Consider the following 18,255-nt stretch of genomic DNA (forward strand, 5'->3'; position numbering starts at 1 on the left):
CCAGCCTACGGACGCGCACCAGGGCCGCCCGGCGCTGCGAGGGGTTTGAGGCGCACCGGCGTGGCGGCCAGCAGGCCCAGCGGGTCGACGTACTGAGCCCGTGACGCGGGACCCCACATCGCTCCCCAGTGCAGGCAGGCGGCGACCGGACACCCCTGGTGCCCGGCGGCCAGCCGGCCCAGCACGCTGGCGGAGTCGACCAGCTGCCCCACCGCGACCTGCGCTTCGACCGGCTCGTAGCTGGTGCGCAGGCCGCCGGGATGGGCCAGCGACACCACCGGACGCCCGGCCAGCGTGCCGGCGAACACCACGGTCGCCGATGCGGTGGCATACACCGGCTGCCCGGGCACCCCGGCCAGGTCCACCCCGCGATGGCCGCGCTGCCAGTCCGGTGACGGTGCATCGAACGCCCTGGTCATCACCGGGGGAGGGCGCAGCGGCCACGCCAGTCGCCCCGATTCGGCCCGGCCGACCCCGGCACCCAGCAGCGCGAGTACCGCAAGCACCGTGAGGACGCGCATCACCGCAGTTCAGCGGCTTCGCCGGCCCGCCGCCAGTCCCCACCGGCCGTCCTGGGGACCAGCGCGGCGCTGTGGACAAAGCACCCGTTGCGGCGGTGTAAACTTTGATCCGCAACTCGCGCGAGCGGGTTGACTTCGCGCGCCTGTCCCGCAAGTTCGCCACGTCGACTTGCACACGCATGCCGGTTGGTCCCGTCCGAGGGTTTACGACGACGGGTCGGCATGTCTCAGACGCCAGGGCTTGGCTCCACCCGGAGCCGGGCGACAACCGACAACCTAAAGAGGTATGGCCAATCATGGCTGTAGTAACCATGAAGCAGCTGCTCGACAGCGGCACGCACTTCGGGCATCAGACCCGGCGCTGGAACCCCAAGATGAAGCGGTTCATCTTCACCGACCGCAACGGCATCTACATCATCGATCTGCAGCAGACGCTGACCTACATCGATCAGGCCTACGAGTTCGTCAAGGAGACCGTCGCCCACGGCGGCAGCATCCTGTTCGTCGGCACCAAGAAGCAGGCTCAGGAGTCCATCGCGGACGAGGCCACCCGCGTCGGCATGCCCTACGTGAACCAGCGCTGGCTGGGCGGCATGCTCACCAACTTCTCCACCGTGCACAAGCGTCTGCAGCGCCTCAAGGAACTCGAGGCGATGGAGCAGACCGGTGGCTTCGAGGGTCGCACCAAGAAGGAAATCTTGATGCTGACCCGCGAGAAGAACAAGCTCGAGCGCAGCCTCGGCGGTATCAGGGACATGCAGAAGGTGCCCTCGGCGATCTGGGTCGTCGACACCAACAAGGAGCACCTCGCCGTCAGCGAGGCCATCAAGCTGGGTATCCCGGTTATCGCGATCCTGGACACCAACTGCGATCCCGACCAGGTCAACTACCCGATCCCGGGCAATGACGACGCGATCCGCTCGGCGGCGCTGCTGACCAAGGTGATCGCCTCCGCGGTGGCCGAGGGCCTGCAGGCCCGCTCGGGTGCCGGCAGCGACAAGCAAGAGGCCGCAGCCGAGCCGCTCGCCGAGTGGGAGCAGGAACTGCTGGCCAGCGCGACTGCGTCGACCTCCAATGACGCCGGGCCGGCCGCAGCTGAAACCACCACTGACGCTTCTTGATCTATTTCTAGGAAGGGCCACATGGCTAACTACACCGCTGCCGACGTCAAGCGGCTTCGGGAACTCACCGGTGCGGGCATGCTCGACTGCAAGAACGCGCTGGCTGAGAATGACGGCGATTTCGACAAGGCCGTCGAGGCGCTGCGCATCAAGGGCGCCAAGGACGTCGGCAAGCGCGCCGAGCGCGCCACCGCCGAAGGTCTGGTCGCCGCCAAGGGCGGCGCGCTGATCGAGATCAACTCCGAGACCGACTTCGTCGCCAAGAACGCCGAATTCCAGCAGCTGGCCAACGACGTGGTGGATGCTGCCGCGGCGGCCAAGGCAGCCGACGTGGAGGCCCTCAAGGCCGCCAAGATCGGCGACAAGACGGTCGAAGAGGCCGTCGCGGCGCTGTCGGCCAAGATCGGCGAGAAGCTCGAGCTGCGCCGTGCGGCGTACTTCGACGGCAACGTCGAGGCCTACCTGCACAAGCGGGCTGCCGACCTGCCGCCCGCCGTGGGTGTGCTCGTCGAGTACGAGGGCTCGGACAAGGACGCGGCGCACGCCGTGGCCCTGCAGATCGCCGCGCTCAAGGCCAAGTACCTCACCCGTGAGGACGTCCCCGCCGACATCGTGGCCAACGAGCGCCACATCGCCGAGGAGACCGCCAAGGCCGAGGGCAAGCCCGAGCAGGCACTGCCGAAGATCATCGAGGGTCGCGTGACCGGCTTCTACAAGGACGTCGTGCTGCTCGAGCAGCCGTCGGTGTCCGACAGCAAGAAGACCGTCAAGGCGCTGCTCGACGAGGCCGGCGTGACCGTCACGCGGTTCGTCCGGTTCGAGGTCGGTCAGGCCTAACCCGCCACAAGCTTGGGTCGCGCACCAACGACCCATTGGAAAACCCCGCGCCACATCCGGCGATCCCGGAGGCGCGGGGTTTTGCCATTCTCGGGCGCGGCCGCCCTGACGGCATGCGGTTGGATGAGACCATGCGCATCGGAGTCACGTTCCCGCAGACCGAGCTCGGCGGCGACGCCGGCGCCGTCCGCGCTTACGGCCAGCGGGTGGAGGAACTGGGGTTCACCCACATCCTGGCCTACGACCACGTCCTGGGCGCCGATCCCGCCGTACACCAGGGCTGGGCCGGACCGTACGACGTCGCGACCACCTTCCACGAACCGTTGGTGATGTTCGGCTATCTGGCGGCAGTGACGACGGCGCTGGAGCTGGTCACCGGCGTGATCATCCTGCCGCAGCGCCAGACCGCCCTGGTGGCCAAACAGGCAGCCGAGGTCGATCTGCTCAGCGGTGGACGGCTGCGCCTCGGTGTCGGGCTGGGCTGGAACGCCGTCGAGTACGAGGCGCTCGGCGAGGACTTCGCCACCCGTGGACGCCGCTGCCAGGAGCAGGTCGAGGTGATGCGCCGGCTGTGGACCGAACCCAGCGTCACGCTGACCGGCCGGTACCACACCATCACCGGTGCCGGTCTGGCGCCGCTGCCGGTCCAGCAACCCATTCCGGTGTGGTTCGGCGCCGCGTCGGCCCGGGCCTACGAGCGCGCGGGACGCCTCGGCGACGGCTGGTTCCCGATGATGATGCCGGGACCGGCACTCGATCAGGCACGCGATGCGGTGGAGCGGGCTGCGGTGGCCGCCGGCCGCGATCCGGCCGCGCTGGGCATGGAGGGTCGGGTCGACTGGGCGCGCAGCCGCGACCGGGTGGGCGAGCAGCTCGCGGCTTGGGAGGCGGCCGGGGCCACCCATGTCTCGATCAACACGATGGGCGCCGGTCTGGAGGGCGTCGACGCCCACCTGGCGGCCCTGGCGGCCGTGGCGGCTGATCTTCCTCGGTGAGCCGGGCGGTTATTGCACACGTGCCTGCTAGCGTCGGGTGAATGCAATATGTGCACGCCTTCGGCGACGACGCGCTCGGTGACCTGGATGCGGTAGCCCTGGTCGACGCCCTGCGGACCGGAAAGGTATCTGCCCCGGAGCTCGTCGAGGCCGCGATCGCCCGCACCGAGGCGGTCAACCCGCTCCTGAACGGTCTGGCGCACGCGACCTTCGACCGGGCGCTGGCTCGCGCCCGGGCCGGCGGCCGCGGCTACTTCGCCGGGGTGCCCACGTTCATCAAGGACAACGTCGACGTCGAGGGCATGCCGACGATGCAGGGCACCGACGCCTGGGATCCGCGTCCGCTACCGGCCCACGGGGAGTTCGCCGACTTCTTCCTGTCCACCGGCCTGGTGCCGCTGGGCAAGACCCAGCTCTCGGAGTTCGGGTTCAGCGCCTCGGCCGAGCATCCCCGCCTGGGTGCGGTGCGCAACCCGTGGGACACCGACTTCACCGCCGGGGCGTCATCGTCGGGCTCGGGGGCGTTCGTGGCCGCCGGTGTGGTGCCCATCGCGCACGCGAACGACGGTGGTGGCTCCATCCGCATCCCGGCTGCATGCAACGGCCTGGTCGGCCTCAAGCCGTCCCGCGGGCGGCTGCCGCTGGACAAGATGTCCCGCCAGATGCCGGTGCGCATCGTCAACGACGGTGTGCTGACCCGCACCGTGCGCGACACCGCGGCCTTCTACCGGGAAGCCGAACGCGTCTGGCGCAACCGTCGGCTGGAGCCGATCGGAGCGGTCACCGGCCCGGGCGCCGCTCGGCTGCGAGTCGCCGTCGTCACCCAGTCGGTGAACCGGCAGGCTGCCCCGAGTATTCGCGAGCGCACGCTGCAGACCGCCGAACTGCTTGCGGGCCTGGGTCACAACGTCGAATACCTCGACCGCAACCCGGTGCCGAGTTACTTCGTCGACGACTTCCTCTTGTATTGGGCACTTTTGGCGATGACGCTGGTGCGCACCGGTCAGCGGACCTTCGGGGAGAGCTTCGACAAGGCCAAGCTGGACAACCTCACGCTGGGACTCGACCGCCACGCCAGCCGGAACTTGCACAAGATGCCGGTGGCGATCACCCGGTTGCGCCGGCTGCGGCGAGTCACCGCACGGCTCTACAGCACCTACGACGTACTGCTGATGCCGACGCTGGCCGAGGAGACTCCGCGCATCGGACACCTGGACCCCACCGCGGACTATCGGCAGATCATCGACCGACTGGTCGACTGGGTCGCGTTCACGCCACTGCAGAATGTGACGGGGGAGCCGGCAATCTCGTTGCCGCTGGCCCGATCCGCGTCCGGGATGCCGGTGGGCATGATGTTGTCGGCCCCGATCGGGCATGAACGCCGGCTGCTGGAGCTCGCCTTCGAACTCGAGGCCGCCAATCCGTGGCCGCGCATCGACACCGCCCCACAGGTGTCGGAAGGTTCCCGCGAGCCCTGAGTGGATACCTTGATTTAACAGCGCGGGTGTTCACTTAACCGGCCCGACATCAGCGGCTTCGGTCCGCGAAACAGGGCAGCCGGAATATGTTCGGTGTGGAAACCTCTGCCTCCACAACGATTTCGCGACCATCGGCGATCGCCACCTCTTCGGGGAACAACACCATTGTGTGTCTTCTCCGGTTTGCGTGGGCGAACATTCGTCGGCGGCCCGAGCGATTTGTGTTGTCTGTTCTCGGTATCGCACTGGCCCTGACCTGTGTGACGGTGGTGCGCACGATCTCGTCGAGCTTCGCCATCACCGGCGCGGACTCGGTGACCGACGTGCTCGGTGGCGCCGCGCTGTGGGCGGTACCTGCCGCCGGCGTGCACTACGACAGCACCGTTCAGGCGCTTGTCGCCGATGGTCCGGCGCCCGCGATCGACCTCCCTGAGGGGTGGCGGGCGATCAAGACGCTGTCCGGAACCGCGGACATCGACGGCACGCCGGTGTCGGTGCGCGGGACTGATGAAACCCCAACTGGGAAAGCTGTTTTGGGTTCAGGAGTAGCGCAGCGGCTGGGCGTGCACGACGGCGACCGGATCACGGTCGGCGGGCAGGATCTCGCGGCGCAGGTGGCGGGTGACGGGCAATCGGTGACGGTGTCGTCACCGCTGGCCCAGCGCATCGTCGGCGACAACGGATGGTGGACGGTCTACCCGCCGGCCGGTCAGGAGAAGAGCCGCGCCCTGGGCAGCACGTTCGGCGCGGCAGTGGGCCTGCCCTCGACGCCGGACCCATCGGTCAAACCGGATCCCGCCGGAGCCGGTCTGATCTATGACACCGTCGGCGGCACCGGCCCGCTGACCTTCGACCAGAAATACTCAGCTCTGTTCTCCGGAAAGGTCACCAGCTCCACCCTCGGCATCATCTCGATCATCGGGCTGGTGCTCGGCTTCATCATCGCGGTGTCCTCGTTCTTGGCCGCAGTGCAGGAACGCCGACGTGAATTCGGCATCATGTCCAGCATCGGGCTGGCCGACGAGGTGCTCTACTTCTTCCTGGTGGAGTCCGCCGTCGTCTTCGTGGCGGCCTACGTGCTGGGGGTGGCGGCCGCGGGAATCGCTGTGTGGCTGGTGATTCCGGGTATCGCCACCCCGATCGCCTGGTTGCAGGCGGCGGGCATGGTGGCGGGCTTCCTGCCGGCGATGTCGATCGTCGGCGCGCTGATCCCGGTGCACCGGCTGCTGCAGAACCGCCCCGTCGACCTGCTCGGAGCGCGCTGATGATCAAGTTCGGACTGTCCTACGGCTGGCTGTCTGCGCGGCGGCGGGTCCGCGAGATGGTGCTGCCGATCGTCACCACCGCCACCGGAGCTTTCCTCGTGGTCATCGTGTTCGGGATGTCCGCGGGGATCCAGGCCCAGTCCGCATCGTTGGGCCACGCCGCCGAAATCGGCCGGGCGGTCATCCTGATCGCCATCACCGTGCTGCTGGTCGGCGTCGTCGAGGTGGCCGTCGCCACCACCCGCACCATCGCCCACCGCACCCGCGAACTCGGGGTGCTGGGGGCCACCGGTGTGCGGCGCCGGCCCGTCGTCGCAGCACTATTGGTCGAACCGGCGCTCACCGCCGTCCTCGGCGCGCTGGCCGGCGTGGTGCTGGCTGCGCTCACCGCGATCGTGCTGGGCGCGCTCGGGGTGGTTCCCACCGGGGTCTCACCGGCCGGTCTCGGCCTCGGTGCGGCGATCGCCGTCGTGGTCAGCATCGCCGCAGCCCTGGCCACCAGCATCGTGCCCACCTGGAACGCAGCGTCGCGTCCTCCCATCCGTTCCCTGTCGACCGGAGGCTAGACATGACCGCAGTCGAAGACGCCACCCCGCTGCAAGCACCGGCGCCCGAGCCGTCCCCGGTGATCGAGATCAGCGACGTGTGGAAGCTGCACAAATTGGGCGACGAGGTGGTCAAGGCGCTGATCGCCGCCGAACTTACTGTCATGCCAGGCGAATTCGTCTGCCTGATGGGCCCCAGCGGCAGCGGAAAGTCCACCTTGCTGAACATCATCGGCGGCCTGGACCGGCCGACCAAAGGCTCGGTGCTCATCGCCGGACAGGACACCGCCAGGCTCACCGAGAGCCAGTTCGCCGCGCTGCGCCACGACACCATCGGCTTCATCTTCCAGAGCTACAACCTGATCCCGTTCTTGTCGGCGGTCGAAAACGTCGAGCTGCCACTGATGTTCGAGCCCTACGACCGCAAGTCGTTACGACAGCGGGCGCTGGAGCTGCTCGATCTGGTGGGCCTGAGTCACCGGGTGCATCATCAGCCGACCAAGATGTCCGGCGGGGAACAGCAGCGGACCGCGATCGCGCGATCACTGATCAGCAACCCGACGCTGGTGCTCGCCGACGAGCCGACCGCCAATCTCGACCACCGCACGGGGGAGACGGTGGTGCGCATGCTGCGCGACCTGTGTTCGACGCTGGGCGTCACCGTGGTTGCCAGCACCCACGATCCCACGGTGGCCGACGAAGCGAGCCGTGTTGTCCGGATGAGAGACGGACAGATCATCAATTGACCCAAGCAGGAATCAACTGCCCCTAACGGGATTGGGAGTACACGTATGACGCAAGAACTCGAGGCGCCAGCGTCGGCTCAGCGTGACAAGCTTCTGACCACAGAACTCGTCCCTGAGCAGATTCTGCCCAAGGTGATGACCACCTACGGCCTGGTCGCCACCTATGTCTTCATCATCTGCTGGTTGACCGGATCGTCGGTGATGGCAGCAGGCGGCTGGACCGCGATTCCGATGTGGGTGCTGGGCATCCTGACGTTCCTGGTGCCCGCGGGTATGGCGGTCGCCGAACTGGGCAACCTGTGGCCCGGCCAAGGTGGTGTGTACATCTGGGCCACCCGCACCATGGGTGAGACCTGGGGCTTCATCGGCGGTTACCTGTCGTGGATCCCGGTGATCCTCAACGCCGCATCCTCGCCGGCGATCATCCTGCAGTTCCTGCTGCTGGCCTTCCACGCCGAGCTCGGCCTGACGCTGTCCATCATCCTGCAGGTGGCGATCCTGTGGGGCGTGATCGGTCTGTCGCTGGCGAAGTTGGCGGCCAACCAGCGCGTCATGAACATCGTGTTCGTGGTCTACGGCGTGCTGACCGCGGTCATCTTCGTGTCCGGGCTGATCTATGCGATCCGCAACGGATCGGGAACGCCGTTCAGCATCGAAGCGGCCACGGTGCCCGACTTCGCCGGGGCCGGCTTCCTGTACGGCACCGTGCTGCTGTACCTGCTCGGTGTCGAGACGCCGTACAACATGGGCGCGGAGTTCCTCTCGGTGCGCAAGAGCGGCCCGAAGATGGTCATCTGGGGGTCGGCGGCGCTGGTCGCGATCTACCTGCTGACCACGCTGGGCACCATGATGGTGCTGCCGTCCGACCAGATCGATCCGGTCACCGGCGTCATCGGCATGCTGGGCACCGCCGCGCCCAAGGGTGTGATGGAAGTCTGCGCAATCGTGTTGGCCGGCATCGTGTTCGTCGCGCTGATGACCTATCAGGTCACCTACTCCCGGCTCATCTTCGTCTCGGGCCTGGAGCGCCATCTGCCGCGGATCTTCACCCACCTCAACCCGCGCACCCGTAACCCGGTGACCGCCATCCTGATCCAGGGCGTGCTGTCGTCGCTGATCCTGGTCGGGTTGTATTCGCAGAGCAGCATGGCCAACGTCACGGTGTTCCTGCAGGGCGGCCTGTCCACCGTCTGGCTGGTCTCCGGGTTCTTCTTCCTGTTCCCAGTCATCATCGCCCGCAAGAAGTACGCCGACCGCTACGCCACCGAGAAGTTCTGGCGGATCCCCGGCGGCACGGTCGGTGTGTGGATCACCGTCGTGGTCGGCACGATCGGCACCATCGGCGGTGTCTACTACTCGTTCGCCAAGTCCTGGATCAAGGACGTTCCGGACAGCACCTGGATGGTGTGGACGGGCGGCATCTCACTGGGGATGATCGCGCTCGGCGTCGTCGTCTATGTCTTCGGCCGCCGCTCCGCGCACAAGATGAATTCCGAAGACGCACTGGCCCACCTGGCCGTGCTCGATCTCAAGAAGTCCGATACACCTAGCCCTGAGGCGGTTTAGCTCGATATGACCATGGACAGCACCGTGCTGAGCACGGCGATCACCGACGACCGTGCGTGTTACCCGCTCGACCCGTTGAGCGGTGCCGAGATCGAGGCGGCCGCTGCCGTCGTCAAGGCGTCCGAGTACACCAGTCCGACACTGAAGTTCGTGATGATCCAGCTCGCCGAGCCGGAGAAGAACCCGCAGTTGACCTTCGAGTCGATGTCCGACGTGCCGCGGCGGGCGTTCATCACGATGTACGACCCGGCGGCCAAGATGATCTACGAATCGGTCGTCGACATCGGCGCTCGCGTGGTGGAGACCTGGACGGCGATCCCGGGCCGCTTCCCGTCCTATCTGGTCGAGCACATGACCGGCGTGGAGGAGGTGGTCCGCGCCGACCCGCGGTGGCAGGAGGCGATGCGCAAGCGCGGCATCACCGACTTCGACCTGGCGATGATCGACCCGTGGCCGGCCGGCTACTACGGCGCGCAGGACCACTACGACAACTCACCGCTGATCTGCCGGCCGTTGACCTTCATGCGGGCGGCACCCTCCGAGCATGGTTACGCGCGTCCGGTCGAAGGCGTGATCGTCACCTTCGACCTGGACTCGATGACGGTGCTCGACGTCGAGGATCACGGGGTGGTGCCGCTGCCGCCGAAGGCGGGTAACTACTCGGCCCAGTTCATGTTCGACGAGAACAACCGGCCGGCGTTCACCGAATTCCGCGACGATGTCAAGACCATCGACATCACCCAGCCGGACGGGCCGAGCTTCACCGTCGACGGCTGGAAGGTGCAGTGGCAGAAGTGGTCTCTGCGGGTCGGCTTCAATCCCCGCGAGGGACTGACCCTGCACGAGATCACCTACAACGACCGTGGCACGGTGCGCCCGATCATGTACCGGGCGGCGCTGTCGGAGATGGTGGTGCCCTACGGCGACACGTCGCCGACGCACTGGAACAAGAACGTGTTCGACATGGGCGAGGTCGGGATGGGTTTCTCGGCCAACCCGTTGACGCTGGGCTGTGACTGTCTGGGCGAGATCTTCTACTTCGACGGCACTGTGCACGATTCGGACGGCAACGCCGTGACGATTCCGAACGCCATCTGCATGCACGAGGAGGATTACGGGATCTCCTGGAAGCACACCGACTTCCGCACCGGCGAGGTCGAGGTGCGCCGGTCGCGGCGGCTGGTGATCTCGATGATCTGCACGGTGGGCAACTACGAGTACGGGTTCTTCTGGTACCTGTACAACGACGCCTCGATCGAGATGGAGGTCAAGCTCTCCGGGGTGCTCACCACGGGCTCGATTCCGGAAGGGGAGAAGCCACGCTGGGGCAAGCTCGTCGCGCCCGGCATCTACGGACCCAACCATCAGCACTTCTTCAACTTCCGGCTGGACATGAGCATCGACGGCCCGAACAACAGTGTGTACGAGGTGGATTCGGTGGTCGAACCCGAACCCGAGCTCAATCCGCACCACAACGCCTGGATCGCCAAGGACACGCTGGTGGCCTCGGAGGCCGAGGGGGCTCGGGACTGGAACTGGCAGACCGGCCGGTACTGGAAGGTCACCAACCCGTCGAAGGTCAACGAGCTCGGCGCCGAGGTGGGCTACAAGCTCATGCCACGCGATCCGGTGCCGGTGATGGTGCAGGAGGGGTCCTACATCTACGACCGGGCCCGTTTCGTCCAGCACAACCTGTGGGTGACCAAGTACGACCCGGCCGAGAAGTTCGCCGCCGGTGACTACATGTACCAGTGCACCGAGGCGCAGGGCCTGCCGCAGTACGTGGCCGACGACGCGCCACTGGAGAACACCGACGTCGTGCTCTGGTACACCGTCGGCGCCCATCACATCGTGTGCCCGGAGGACTGGCCGGTGATGCCCTGCCACTACACCGGATTCAAGATGAAGCCGGTCGGGTTCTTCGACGGGAACCCGGCGCTCGACGTCCCGCCGTCACCGCCGAAGGGCTGCCATTCCCACCACTAGTCACGGCTGACCGAGAGCGGCGAGAGTTCTGCGGAATTCTCGCCGCTCTTCGGCGTTCAGGCCGGCCAGTAGCCGCTGCTCGGCGGCGCGCACGCCGGCGTCGGTGCGTTCCAGGGTGTCCGTTCCGGCACGGGTCAGCGTGGCCGGCAGCGAGCGCCCCGAAGCCACGCTGGCCGGGCGGGTCACCAGCCCGCGCTCTTCGAGGCTGCGCAGCACCATGTTCATCGCCTGTGGGGAGACCCCGATGTCGCGGGCCAGTTCGGCGTTGCTGCGGTCGCCGAACTTCGACAGGACCCGCATGCAGATGTACTGCGGGAACGACAGGTCGACGTCGCCGAGCGCGGTGGACACCTCGGCCCGCAGCGCAGAGGTGACCCGATACAACAAATAGCCCAGTGGTTCGTCACCCGGTCCCGTCATGTCAATGATGTTGACATATATCAACACGGTTGATACCTGTGGAGAGATGAGCACACCTGACGATCTCTTTGATTCGGCCTACCGGCGCGCGGCTCCGGAGTTCGAGGGCTTCCGCCCGCCGTGGAGCATCGACGAGCCGCAGCCGGAAATCGCCGCCCTCATCGAGCAGGGCAAGTTCCACGGTGACGTCCTCGACGCCGGCTGCGGTGAGGCGGCGGTCTCGCTGCATCTCGCCGAGCGCGGTTTCACCACCGTCGGGCTGGACTTGTCGCCGACCGCGATCGAACTCGCGCGGGCGGAGGCGGCCAGACGCGGCGTGACCACCGCCAGTTTCGAGGTCGCCGACATCAGCGACTTCGGCGGCTACGACGGCCGGTTCGGCACGATCGTGGACTCGACGCTGTTCCACTCGATGCCGGTGGAGGCCCGCGACGGGTATCAGCGGTCGATCGTGCGCGCCGCCGCGCCGGGTGCGTCCTATTTCGTGCTGGTCTTCGACGCCGGCAGCATGCCTGCCAATGGCCCGGCCCATCCCGTCACCGCCGACGAATTGCGCGCCGCCGTCGAACCGTACTGGGTGATCGACGAAATCCGCCCCGCCCGCATCCATGCCAACATGCCGCAGGAGATGGCGTCGATGGTGGAGTTCGCCGGCGCGGACCTGCGCGATGAGCCGAAGGGCCGCAAGTCGATGCCGGCCTGGCTGCTGTCGGCGCATCTCGGCTGACAACCGGCCGGGCTGTCGTACGCTGACGCCATGGAACTACTACGCAACGTAGTCGTGTTGCTGCACATCGTCGGCTTCGCGGCCACGTTCGGGGCATGGGTGGCCGAGGCGACGGCCCGCAGATTCCGTACCACCCGGGTGATGGACTACGGACTGCTGATCTCGTTGCTCACCGGGCTCGCCCTGGCCGCACCCTGGCCGGCGGGAATTGCCCTGAACTACCCCAAGATCGGGGTCAAGCTGGCGATTCTGGTGGTGCTCGGCGGACTGCTCGGGATGGGCAATGCCCGCCAGCGGCGTACCGGGCAGCCGGTGCCGCGGCCGCTCTTCGTCTCGGTGGGTGTCTTGTCACTGGCCGCGGCCGCCATCGCCGTGTTGTGGTGAGGCGCGCACCAGGCATTACCCGGGCATTCGCCGGTCTCGGCGATGAGGCAGGATGGAAGTGCCGTCCCGAATGTCGCCGGGATGGCACTCTCATGCCAGGAGTCCGACTAGTCCGAGGAGTCTGATGGGGGAGATGGCCGGTAGCAACGGCGCCGAGGCGACCCAGCACGTGCGACCCAACTACCGACGGGTGCTGCTCAAGCTCGGCGGAGAGATGTTCGGCGGCGGGTCGGTCGGGCTGGACCCCGACGTCGTCGCCCTGGTGGCCCGCCAGATCGCCGAAGTGGTGCGCAGCGGTGTTCAGGTCGCCGTGGTGATCGGCGGCGGCAACTTCTTCCGCGGCGCCCAGTTGCAACAGCGGGGGATGGAGCGCACCCGGTCGGATTACATGGGCATGCTCGGGACTGTGATGAACAGCCTTGCGCTGCAAGACTTCCTGGAGAAGGAAGGCATCGCCACCCGGGTGCAGACGGCCATCACCATGGGGCAGGTAGCCGAGCCCTACATCCCGCTGCGCGCGGTTCGTCATCTGGAGAAGGGCCGGGTGGTGATCTTCGGCGCCGGCATGGGGCTGCCGTACTTCTCCACCGACACCACCGCTGCGCAGCGCGCGCTGGAGATCGGTGCCGACATCGTGCTGATGGCCAAGGCGGTCGACGGGGTGTTCACCGCCGACCCGCGGCAGCATCCCGACGCCGAGATGATCACCGAGATCACCCATCGCGAGGTGCTCGACCGCGGTCTGCAGGTGGCCGATGCCACCGCCTTCAGTTTGTGCATGGACAACGGCATGCCGATCCTGGTGTTCAACCTGCTCACCGCCGGGAATATCGCCCGGGCGGTCGCAGGTGAGAAGATCGGGACACTGGTCAGCGGTTGATCTTGCCGACGGCGGAGCGAAGCAAAGCGATGACGATGAAGAGGAGCGGCGAATGATCCCGCCGGCGACGATGCAGAGCGAAGCGATGAAGAGGAGCGGCGAATGATCCCGCCGGCGACGATGCAGAGCGAAGCGATGAGGAGGAGTGGCGAATGATCGAAGAGGCACTCTTCGATGCCGAGGAGAAAATGGAGAAGGCCGTCGCGGTCGCCCGCGACGACTTGTCGTCCATCCGGACCGGGCGAGCCAACCCGGGCATGTTCGCGCGCGTCGTCGTCGACTACTACGGCACGCCGACTCCGATCACCCAGCTGTCCAGCGTGAACGTGCCCGAGGCGCGGATGGTCGTGATCAAGCCCTACGAGGCCTCGCAGCTCCGTGCGATCGAGGACGCCATCCGCCACTCCGATCTGGGCGTCAACCCCACCAACGACGGCACCATCATCCGGGTGTCGATCCCGCAGCTGACCGAGGAGCGGCGCCGGGACCTGGTCAAGCAGGCCAAATCCAAGGGCGAGGACGCCAAGGTGTCGGTGCGCAACGTCCGCCGCAAGGCGATGGAGGAGCTGGCCCGGATCAAGAAGGACGGCGAGGCCGGCGAGGACGAGGTCGGCCGGGCGGAGAAAGACCTCGACAAGACCACCCATACCTACGTCAGTCAGATCGACGAACTGGTCAAGCACAAGGAAGGCGAATTGCTGGAGGTGTAGTCACCCCTCAGCAACGCATCGAAGTGGCGGACACCAATACCGGCGGCGCGGCCGCGCAGCCAGCGCCGAAGAGCTCGCGCGCCGGGCGGGACCTGCCCGCCGCCATCGCCGTCGGCGTCGTGCTGGGGGCCCTGGCGATCGGCAGCCTGCTGTTCGCGCCCAAATGGTGGTTGCCGCTGCTGGCGAGCGCCATCGCGATCGCCACGCACGAGGTGGTCCGCCGGCTGCGCGAGCACGGCTACGCGATGCCGGTGGTGCCGCTGCTCATCGGTGGTCAGGCGATGATCTGGCTGGCCTGGCCATGGGGCGTCGCGGGCACCCTGGGCGCCTACGGCGGCACGATCGTGGTGGCCATGGTGTGGCGCCTGGTCGGTCAGGGGTTGCGTGAGCAGCCGGTCAACTACCTGCGCGACATCGCTGCCACGGTCCTGCTGGCCACCTGGGTGCCGCTGTTCGCGAGCTTCACCGCTCTGCTGATCTTCCAGGACAACGGCGGGGCCCGGGTCTTCATCGTGATCGCCACCGTCGTGTTCGCCGATATCGGCGGTTACATCGCCGGTGTGCTGTTCGGCAAGCACCTGCTGGCGCCGGCGATCAGCCCGAAGAAGTCGTGGGAGGGCCTGGGCGGTTCGTTGCTGTTCGGTATCACCGCGGCCGTGCTTTCCGTCACCTTCCTGCTACACAAGCCCGCCTGGGTCGGCCTGCCGCTCGGGTTGATGCTGGTGATCACCGGTGTGCTCGGCGACCTGGTCGAGTCGCAGGTCAAACGCGACCTGGGCATCAAGGACATGGGCACGCTGCTGCCCGGCCACGGCGGCATCATGGACCGCATCGACGCGATGCTGCCGTCGGCGGTCGCCGGCTGGATCGTCCTGACGCTGCTCGCGTGAGCGCGCGTCCGCGATACTGGACGTGATGAAACAAGAGCTCGTCTTTGAGGCCCCGCGGCGTGGATTACCGCCGCGGCATCTCGCCGACCTGGACGCCGAGGGGCGCGCCGCCGCGGTGGCCGAGCTCGGGCTGCCGGCGTTTCGGGCCAAGCAGCTGGCTGCGCAGTATTACGGGCGGCTGTTGGCCGACCCGCAGCAGATGACCGATTTGCCCGCGGCGGTCCGCGACGCCGTCGGCGAGGCGCTGTTTCCGACGCTGCTGACCGTCGCCAAGGAGATCGAGTGTGATGCGGGGGAGACCCGCAAGACGTTGTGGCGCGCCCACGACGGCACCACGTTCGAGTCGGTGCTGATGCGCTACCCGAACCGCAACACGGTGTGCATCTCGTCGCAAGCCGGCTGCGGCATGGCGTGTCCGTTCTGCGCGACCGGGCAGGGCGGGCTGACCCGCAACCTGAGCACCGCCGAGATCCTCGAGCAGGTACGGGCGGCGGCGGTGACCTGCCGCGACGAGTTCGGCGAGCGCCTGTCGAACGTGGTGTTCATGGGGATGGGCGAGCCGCTGGCCAATTACAACCGGGTGCTGGCCACCGTGCGGCGCATCACGGCCGCGCCGCCGGAGGGCTTCGGGATCTCGGCTCGCTCGGTGACGGTGTCGACCGTCGGTTTGGCACCGGCGATCCGCACGCTCGCCGACGAACACCTCGGGGTGACGCTGGCGCTGTCGCTGCATACCCCGGACGACGAACTGCGCGACACCCTGGTGCCGGTGAATAACCGCTGGAAGGTCAGCGAGGTGCTGGACGCCGCGCGCTACTACGCCGATGCGACCGGCCGGCGGGTGTCGATCGAGTACGCGCTGATCCGTGACGTCAACGATCAGCCATGGCGGGCCGACCTGCTGGGCAAGAAACTGCACTCCGCACTGGGTCCGCTGGCGCACGTCAACCTGATTCCGCTCAACCCCACGCCCGGCAGCCAGTGGGATGCCAGCCCCAAGCCCGCCGAGCGCGAGTTCGTCCGCCGGGTGCGGGCCCAGGGGGTGTCGTGCACAGTGCGCGATACCCGCGGGCGAGAGATCGCGGCGGCCTGCGGTCAGCTGGCCGCCAGCGGATAACGAGGCGCCCAAACCCACACTTCGCACAAGAAGTGCGAGTAGATCGCTACAAAACGTCGATCTCGACGCCGAAGGGTCTAGCGGATCCAGCCGCGGCGGCGGCCCCACCAGTCGCGGACCGTCGCGCCGAACACCAGGATCGCGAACGCGATCAGCACGTAATCCTCGACGTGGCCGACGTGGTTGCCGCGCAGCATCGCCAGCAGAAACAGGGTGATGAAGATGCCCAGGGCGTGCCAGGTGCGGGGGTTGATCTTGCTCCAACCCCACGCGGCCGAGGGAACGTCGGCAGGGTCGACTTCTGTGTAGCGCTCCACCTCAGTGCTGACCATTGCTGCTCCTGTCGAAATGCAAGTGTCGCCATTCTGGCACACCCGCCCGGCGCCGGCTCAGCCGATCTGGCCGTAGCGTCGCAACGCCTCGACCCGTTCGGCGGCGTGGTCGACGATCGGCTCCGGATAGCCTGCCGGCCGGCCACCCTTGAGCTTGTGCACGTCGGCACCGGCCAGTTCGGGGCCGGCCAGCTCGGGCACCCACCGTCGCACGTAATCACCCGCCGGATCGAACTTCTGGCCCTGCGTGGTCGGGTTGAACACCCGGAAGTACGGCGCGGCGTCGGTCCCCGAGCCCGCGCACCATTGCCAGCCGTGCTGGTTGTTGGCGATATCGCCGTCGACCAGCTGCTCGAGAAACCACCGCGCTCCCCATTGCCACGGCAGGTGCAGATCCTTGACCAGGAAGGACGCCACGATCATCCGCACCCGGTTGTGCATGAAGCCGGAGTCGCGCAGCTGGCGCATCCCCGCGTCGACGATCGGGAAGCCGGTACGGCCCTGCTTCCACGCCTCGAACGCCTCGTCGGCGTGGGCGCCGGAGTCGACCTCGATGGCGTCGAAGCCGCGGTTCCAGTTCCGCCAGGCGCTGTCGGGCCATTGGTGCAGCACTGCGGCGTAGAAGTCGCGGAACGCCAGCTCCCGCAGGTAGGCCGCCGGCCCGGTGGACCGGAAATCCAGGTCTGCCGCCATGGTCCGGGGATGGATCGTGCCGAACTTCAGGTGTGCCGACATCCGGCTGATTCCCGGCTTGTCGGGCCGGTTGCGGTCGTCGGCGTAGTCGGCCAGGCCGGAGCCGACGAACTCCGCCCAGCGGTGCAGTGCGGCGGGTTCGCCGGCCGCAATGTCCAGATCGGCGCCCGGGTCCGGGGCGGCCACCCGCCAGTCGGACGGCAGCGCGGCCGGGTCGATCCAGTTCACCGCGGCCGTCGCCGACTGGGCAGGCGCCCGCCAGCCGATCTCTCGCCACCGGGCCAGGTACGGCGTGAACACCTTGTAGGGGGTCCCGTCGTCCTTGGTGACTCGGCCCGGCGAGACGAGGTACGGCGAACCGGTGGGCAGCAGCTGTGCGCCGACGTCGGCGAGCGCGGCGGCGACGGCCTGGTCGCGGCGCGTGCCGAAGGGGCTGAAGTCGGCCGAGATGTGGACTTCGGCGGCCTCGATCTGTTTGCACAGCAGCGGAATCCGCTGCTCAGGGCGACCGCGGGTGATCAGCAGCCGACCGTCGAGAGCGTCGGAGAGCGCACGCAGTGAATCGCCGAGGAACTGCAGCCGACGCGGCCCCGAGGACTTCTCCAGCCGAGGATCGAGGACGAAACAGCCGAGCACGTCGGCGCCGTCGCCGGCGGCTTCCAGCAGGGGCGGCAGGTCGTGCAGGCGCAAGTCGCGGCGAAACCACAGCAGTGTGGACGGCATCTGTCCATGCTGCCCTGTGCGGGCGGGCGACGCAGTCCACATCGGATGGCAACCTCGCGGTAACAGGGGCTCGCTACAGTCGGCGGCACATCACGCCAGCACTCGAACGTCGCTGTCGGCGATCACCGAAGGGCGGCGATACGACACGTGGCCGACGATTCCCGGGGGCAGCCGGACGCGATGCGGGGCGCACTTGCTTCGCGAACCGTGGTGTTCGCGCTGTACGACAAGGTGACCCTGCAGGACGTCGCTGCACCGCTGGAGATCTTCGCCCGCGCCAACGACTTCGGCGCGAATTACACGGTGCTGCTGGCGTCGC

At 67.5% G+C, this 18,255-nt stretch carries 19 protein-coding genes and 1 pseudogene; 16 read left to right on the top strand and 4 right to left on the bottom strand.

The window, feature by feature from the left end:
• Positions 1 to 5: 5 nt before the first annotated feature.
• The gene (locus tag MSZK_RS17240) at positions 6 to 521 is read right to left on the bottom strand and encodes a M23 family metallopeptidase (protein WP_099249906.1); all 516 of its coding nucleotides are present in this window, start codon (positions 519 to 521) and stop codon (positions 6 to 8) included.
• A gap of 296 nt (positions 522 to 817) precedes the next feature.
• On the opposite strand from MSZK_RS17240, the gene rpsB reads away from it, so the two are divergent.
• The 9 genes from rpsB to MSZK_RS17285 all read left to right on the top strand — a co-directional run bounded on the left by rpsB (position 818) and on the right by MSZK_RS17285 (position 11,060).
• Complete coding sequence (rpsB, locus tag MSZK_RS17245) at positions 818 to 1,642, top strand: 30S ribosomal protein S2 (RefSeq protein ID WP_099249907.1); 825 nt, start codon at positions 818 to 820, stop codon at positions 1,640 to 1,642.
• Between the two features lie 21 nt (positions 1,643 to 1,663).
• Positions 1,664 to 2,479, top strand: coding sequence for a translation elongation factor Ts (gene tsf / locus MSZK_RS17250; protein ID WP_099249908.1), 816 nt, complete (start codon positions 1,664 to 1,666; stop codon positions 2,477 to 2,479).
• 131 nt (positions 2,480 to 2,610) lie between these two features.
• Positions 2,611 to 3,474: an LLM class F420-dependent oxidoreductase gene (locus MSZK_RS17255; RefSeq protein ID WP_099249991.1), complete on the top strand. Its 864-nt coding sequence runs from the start codon at positions 2,611 to 2,613 to the stop codon at positions 3,472 to 3,474.
• A 41-nt stretch (positions 3,475 to 3,515) separates the two neighbouring features.
• The gene (locus MSZK_RS17260) at positions 3,516 to 4,952 is read left to right on the top strand and encodes an amidase (protein ID WP_099249909.1); all 1,437 of its coding nucleotides are present in this window, start codon (positions 3,516 to 3,518) and stop codon (positions 4,950 to 4,952) included.
• Positions 4,953 to 5,038: 86 nt separating this feature from the next.
• On the top strand, positions 5,039 to 6,217 hold the full coding sequence (locus MSZK_RS17265; RefSeq protein WP_099249910.1) for an ABC transporter permease: 1,179 nt from the start codon (positions 5,039 to 5,041) through the stop codon (positions 6,215 to 6,217).
• The gene (locus tag MSZK_RS17270; protein WP_099249911.1) at positions 6,217 to 6,783 is read left to right on the top strand and encodes an ABC transporter permease; all 567 of its coding nucleotides are present in this window, start codon (positions 6,217 to 6,219) and stop codon (positions 6,781 to 6,783) included. The genes MSZK_RS17265 and MSZK_RS17270 overlap by 1 nt, the downstream gene beginning before the upstream one ends.
• A gap of 2 nt (positions 6,784 to 6,785) precedes the next feature.
• The gene (locus MSZK_RS17275) at positions 6,786 to 7,508 is read left to right on the top strand and encodes an ABC transporter ATP-binding protein (protein ID WP_099249912.1); all 723 of its coding nucleotides are present in this window, start codon (positions 6,786 to 6,788) and stop codon (positions 7,506 to 7,508) included.
• Positions 7,509 to 7,553: 45 nt separating this feature from the next.
• Positions 7,554 to 9,074 carry an APC family permease gene (locus tag MSZK_RS17280; protein ID WP_199203374.1) on the top strand — a complete coding sequence of 507 codons (1,521 nt, stop codon included), beginning with the start codon at positions 7,554 to 7,556 and terminating at the stop codon, positions 9,072 to 9,074.
• Positions 9,075 to 9,080: 6 nt separating this feature from the next.
• On the top strand, positions 9,081 to 11,060 hold the full coding sequence (locus tag MSZK_RS17285; RefSeq protein WP_099249913.1) for a primary-amine oxidase: 1,980 nt from the start codon (positions 9,081 to 9,083) through the stop codon (positions 11,058 to 11,060).
• Here the strand turns inward: MSZK_RS17285 and MSZK_RS17290 are convergent, their stop codons facing one another.
• Positions 11,061 to 11,480 (bottom strand): MarR family winged helix-turn-helix transcriptional regulator, encoded by a 420-nt coding sequence (locus tag MSZK_RS17290; RefSeq protein WP_099249993.1) that lies wholly within the window; start codon positions 11,478 to 11,480, stop codon positions 11,061 to 11,063.
• A gap of 46 nt (positions 11,481 to 11,526) precedes the next feature.
• On the opposite strand from MSZK_RS17290, the gene MSZK_RS17295 reads away from it, so the two are divergent.
• From MSZK_RS17295 to rlmN, 6 genes are all read left to right on the top strand, one after another.
• A complete protein-coding gene (locus MSZK_RS17295; protein ID WP_099249914.1) occupies positions 11,527 to 12,207 on the top strand; it encodes a class I SAM-dependent methyltransferase in 681 nt (226 codons plus the stop codon).
• 30 nt (positions 12,208 to 12,237) lie between these two features.
• The gene (locus tag MSZK_RS17300) at positions 12,238 to 12,591 is read left to right on the top strand and encodes a Fe-S protein (RefSeq protein WP_099249915.1); all 354 of its coding nucleotides are present in this window, start codon (positions 12,238 to 12,240) and stop codon (positions 12,589 to 12,591) included.
• 124 nt (positions 12,592 to 12,715) lie between these two features.
• Positions 12,716 to 13,471 (top strand): UMP kinase, encoded by a 756-nt coding sequence (gene pyrH / locus MSZK_RS17305; RefSeq protein WP_199203375.1) that lies wholly within the window; start codon positions 12,716 to 12,718, stop codon positions 13,469 to 13,471.
• A 152-nt stretch (positions 13,472 to 13,623) separates the two neighbouring features.
• Entirely contained in the window at positions 13,624 to 14,181 is a 558-nt protein-coding gene (frr, locus tag MSZK_RS17310; protein WP_099249916.1) for a ribosome recycling factor, read from the top strand.
• Between the two features lie 23 nt (positions 14,182 to 14,204).
• On the top strand, positions 14,205 to 15,071 hold the full coding sequence (locus MSZK_RS17315) for a phosphatidate cytidylyltransferase (RefSeq protein ID WP_099249917.1): 867 nt from the start codon (positions 14,205 to 14,207) through the stop codon (positions 15,069 to 15,071).
• A 25-nt stretch (positions 15,072 to 15,096) separates the two neighbouring features.
• Positions 15,097 to 16,188, top strand: a complete 1,092-nt coding sequence (gene rlmN, locus MSZK_RS17320) for a 23S rRNA (adenine(2503)-C(2))-methyltransferase RlmN (RefSeq protein ID WP_099249918.1) — start codon at positions 15,097 to 15,099, stop codon at positions 16,186 to 16,188.
• A 77-nt stretch (positions 16,189 to 16,265) separates the two neighbouring features.
• Here the strand turns inward: rlmN and MSZK_RS17325 are convergent, their stop codons facing one another.
• Both MSZK_RS17325 and MSZK_RS17330 read right to left on the bottom strand, forming a co-directional pair.
• A complete protein-coding gene (locus MSZK_RS17325) occupies positions 16,266 to 16,520 on the bottom strand; it encodes a DUF2631 domain-containing protein (protein WP_099249919.1) in 255 nt (84 codons plus the stop codon).
• A gap of 57 nt (positions 16,521 to 16,577) precedes the next feature.
• Positions 16,578 to 17,936 (bottom strand): deoxyribodipyrimidine photo-lyase, encoded by a 1,359-nt coding sequence (locus tag MSZK_RS17330; RefSeq protein WP_099249920.1) that lies wholly within the window; start codon positions 17,934 to 17,936, stop codon positions 16,578 to 16,580.
• Positions 17,937 to 18,116: 180 nt separating this feature from the next.
• On the opposite strand from MSZK_RS17330, the pseudogene MSZK_RS33065 reads away from it, so the two are divergent.
• Positions 18,117 to 18,255 (top strand): annotated as a pseudogene (locus tag MSZK_RS33065) (AraC family transcriptional regulator); the annotation flags it as partial.

The organism is Mycobacterium sp. shizuoka-1, from assembly GCF_002723835.1.
In the GTDB taxonomy this organism is placed as follows: Bacteria; Actinomycetota; Actinomycetes; order Mycobacteriales; family Mycobacteriaceae; genus Mycobacterium.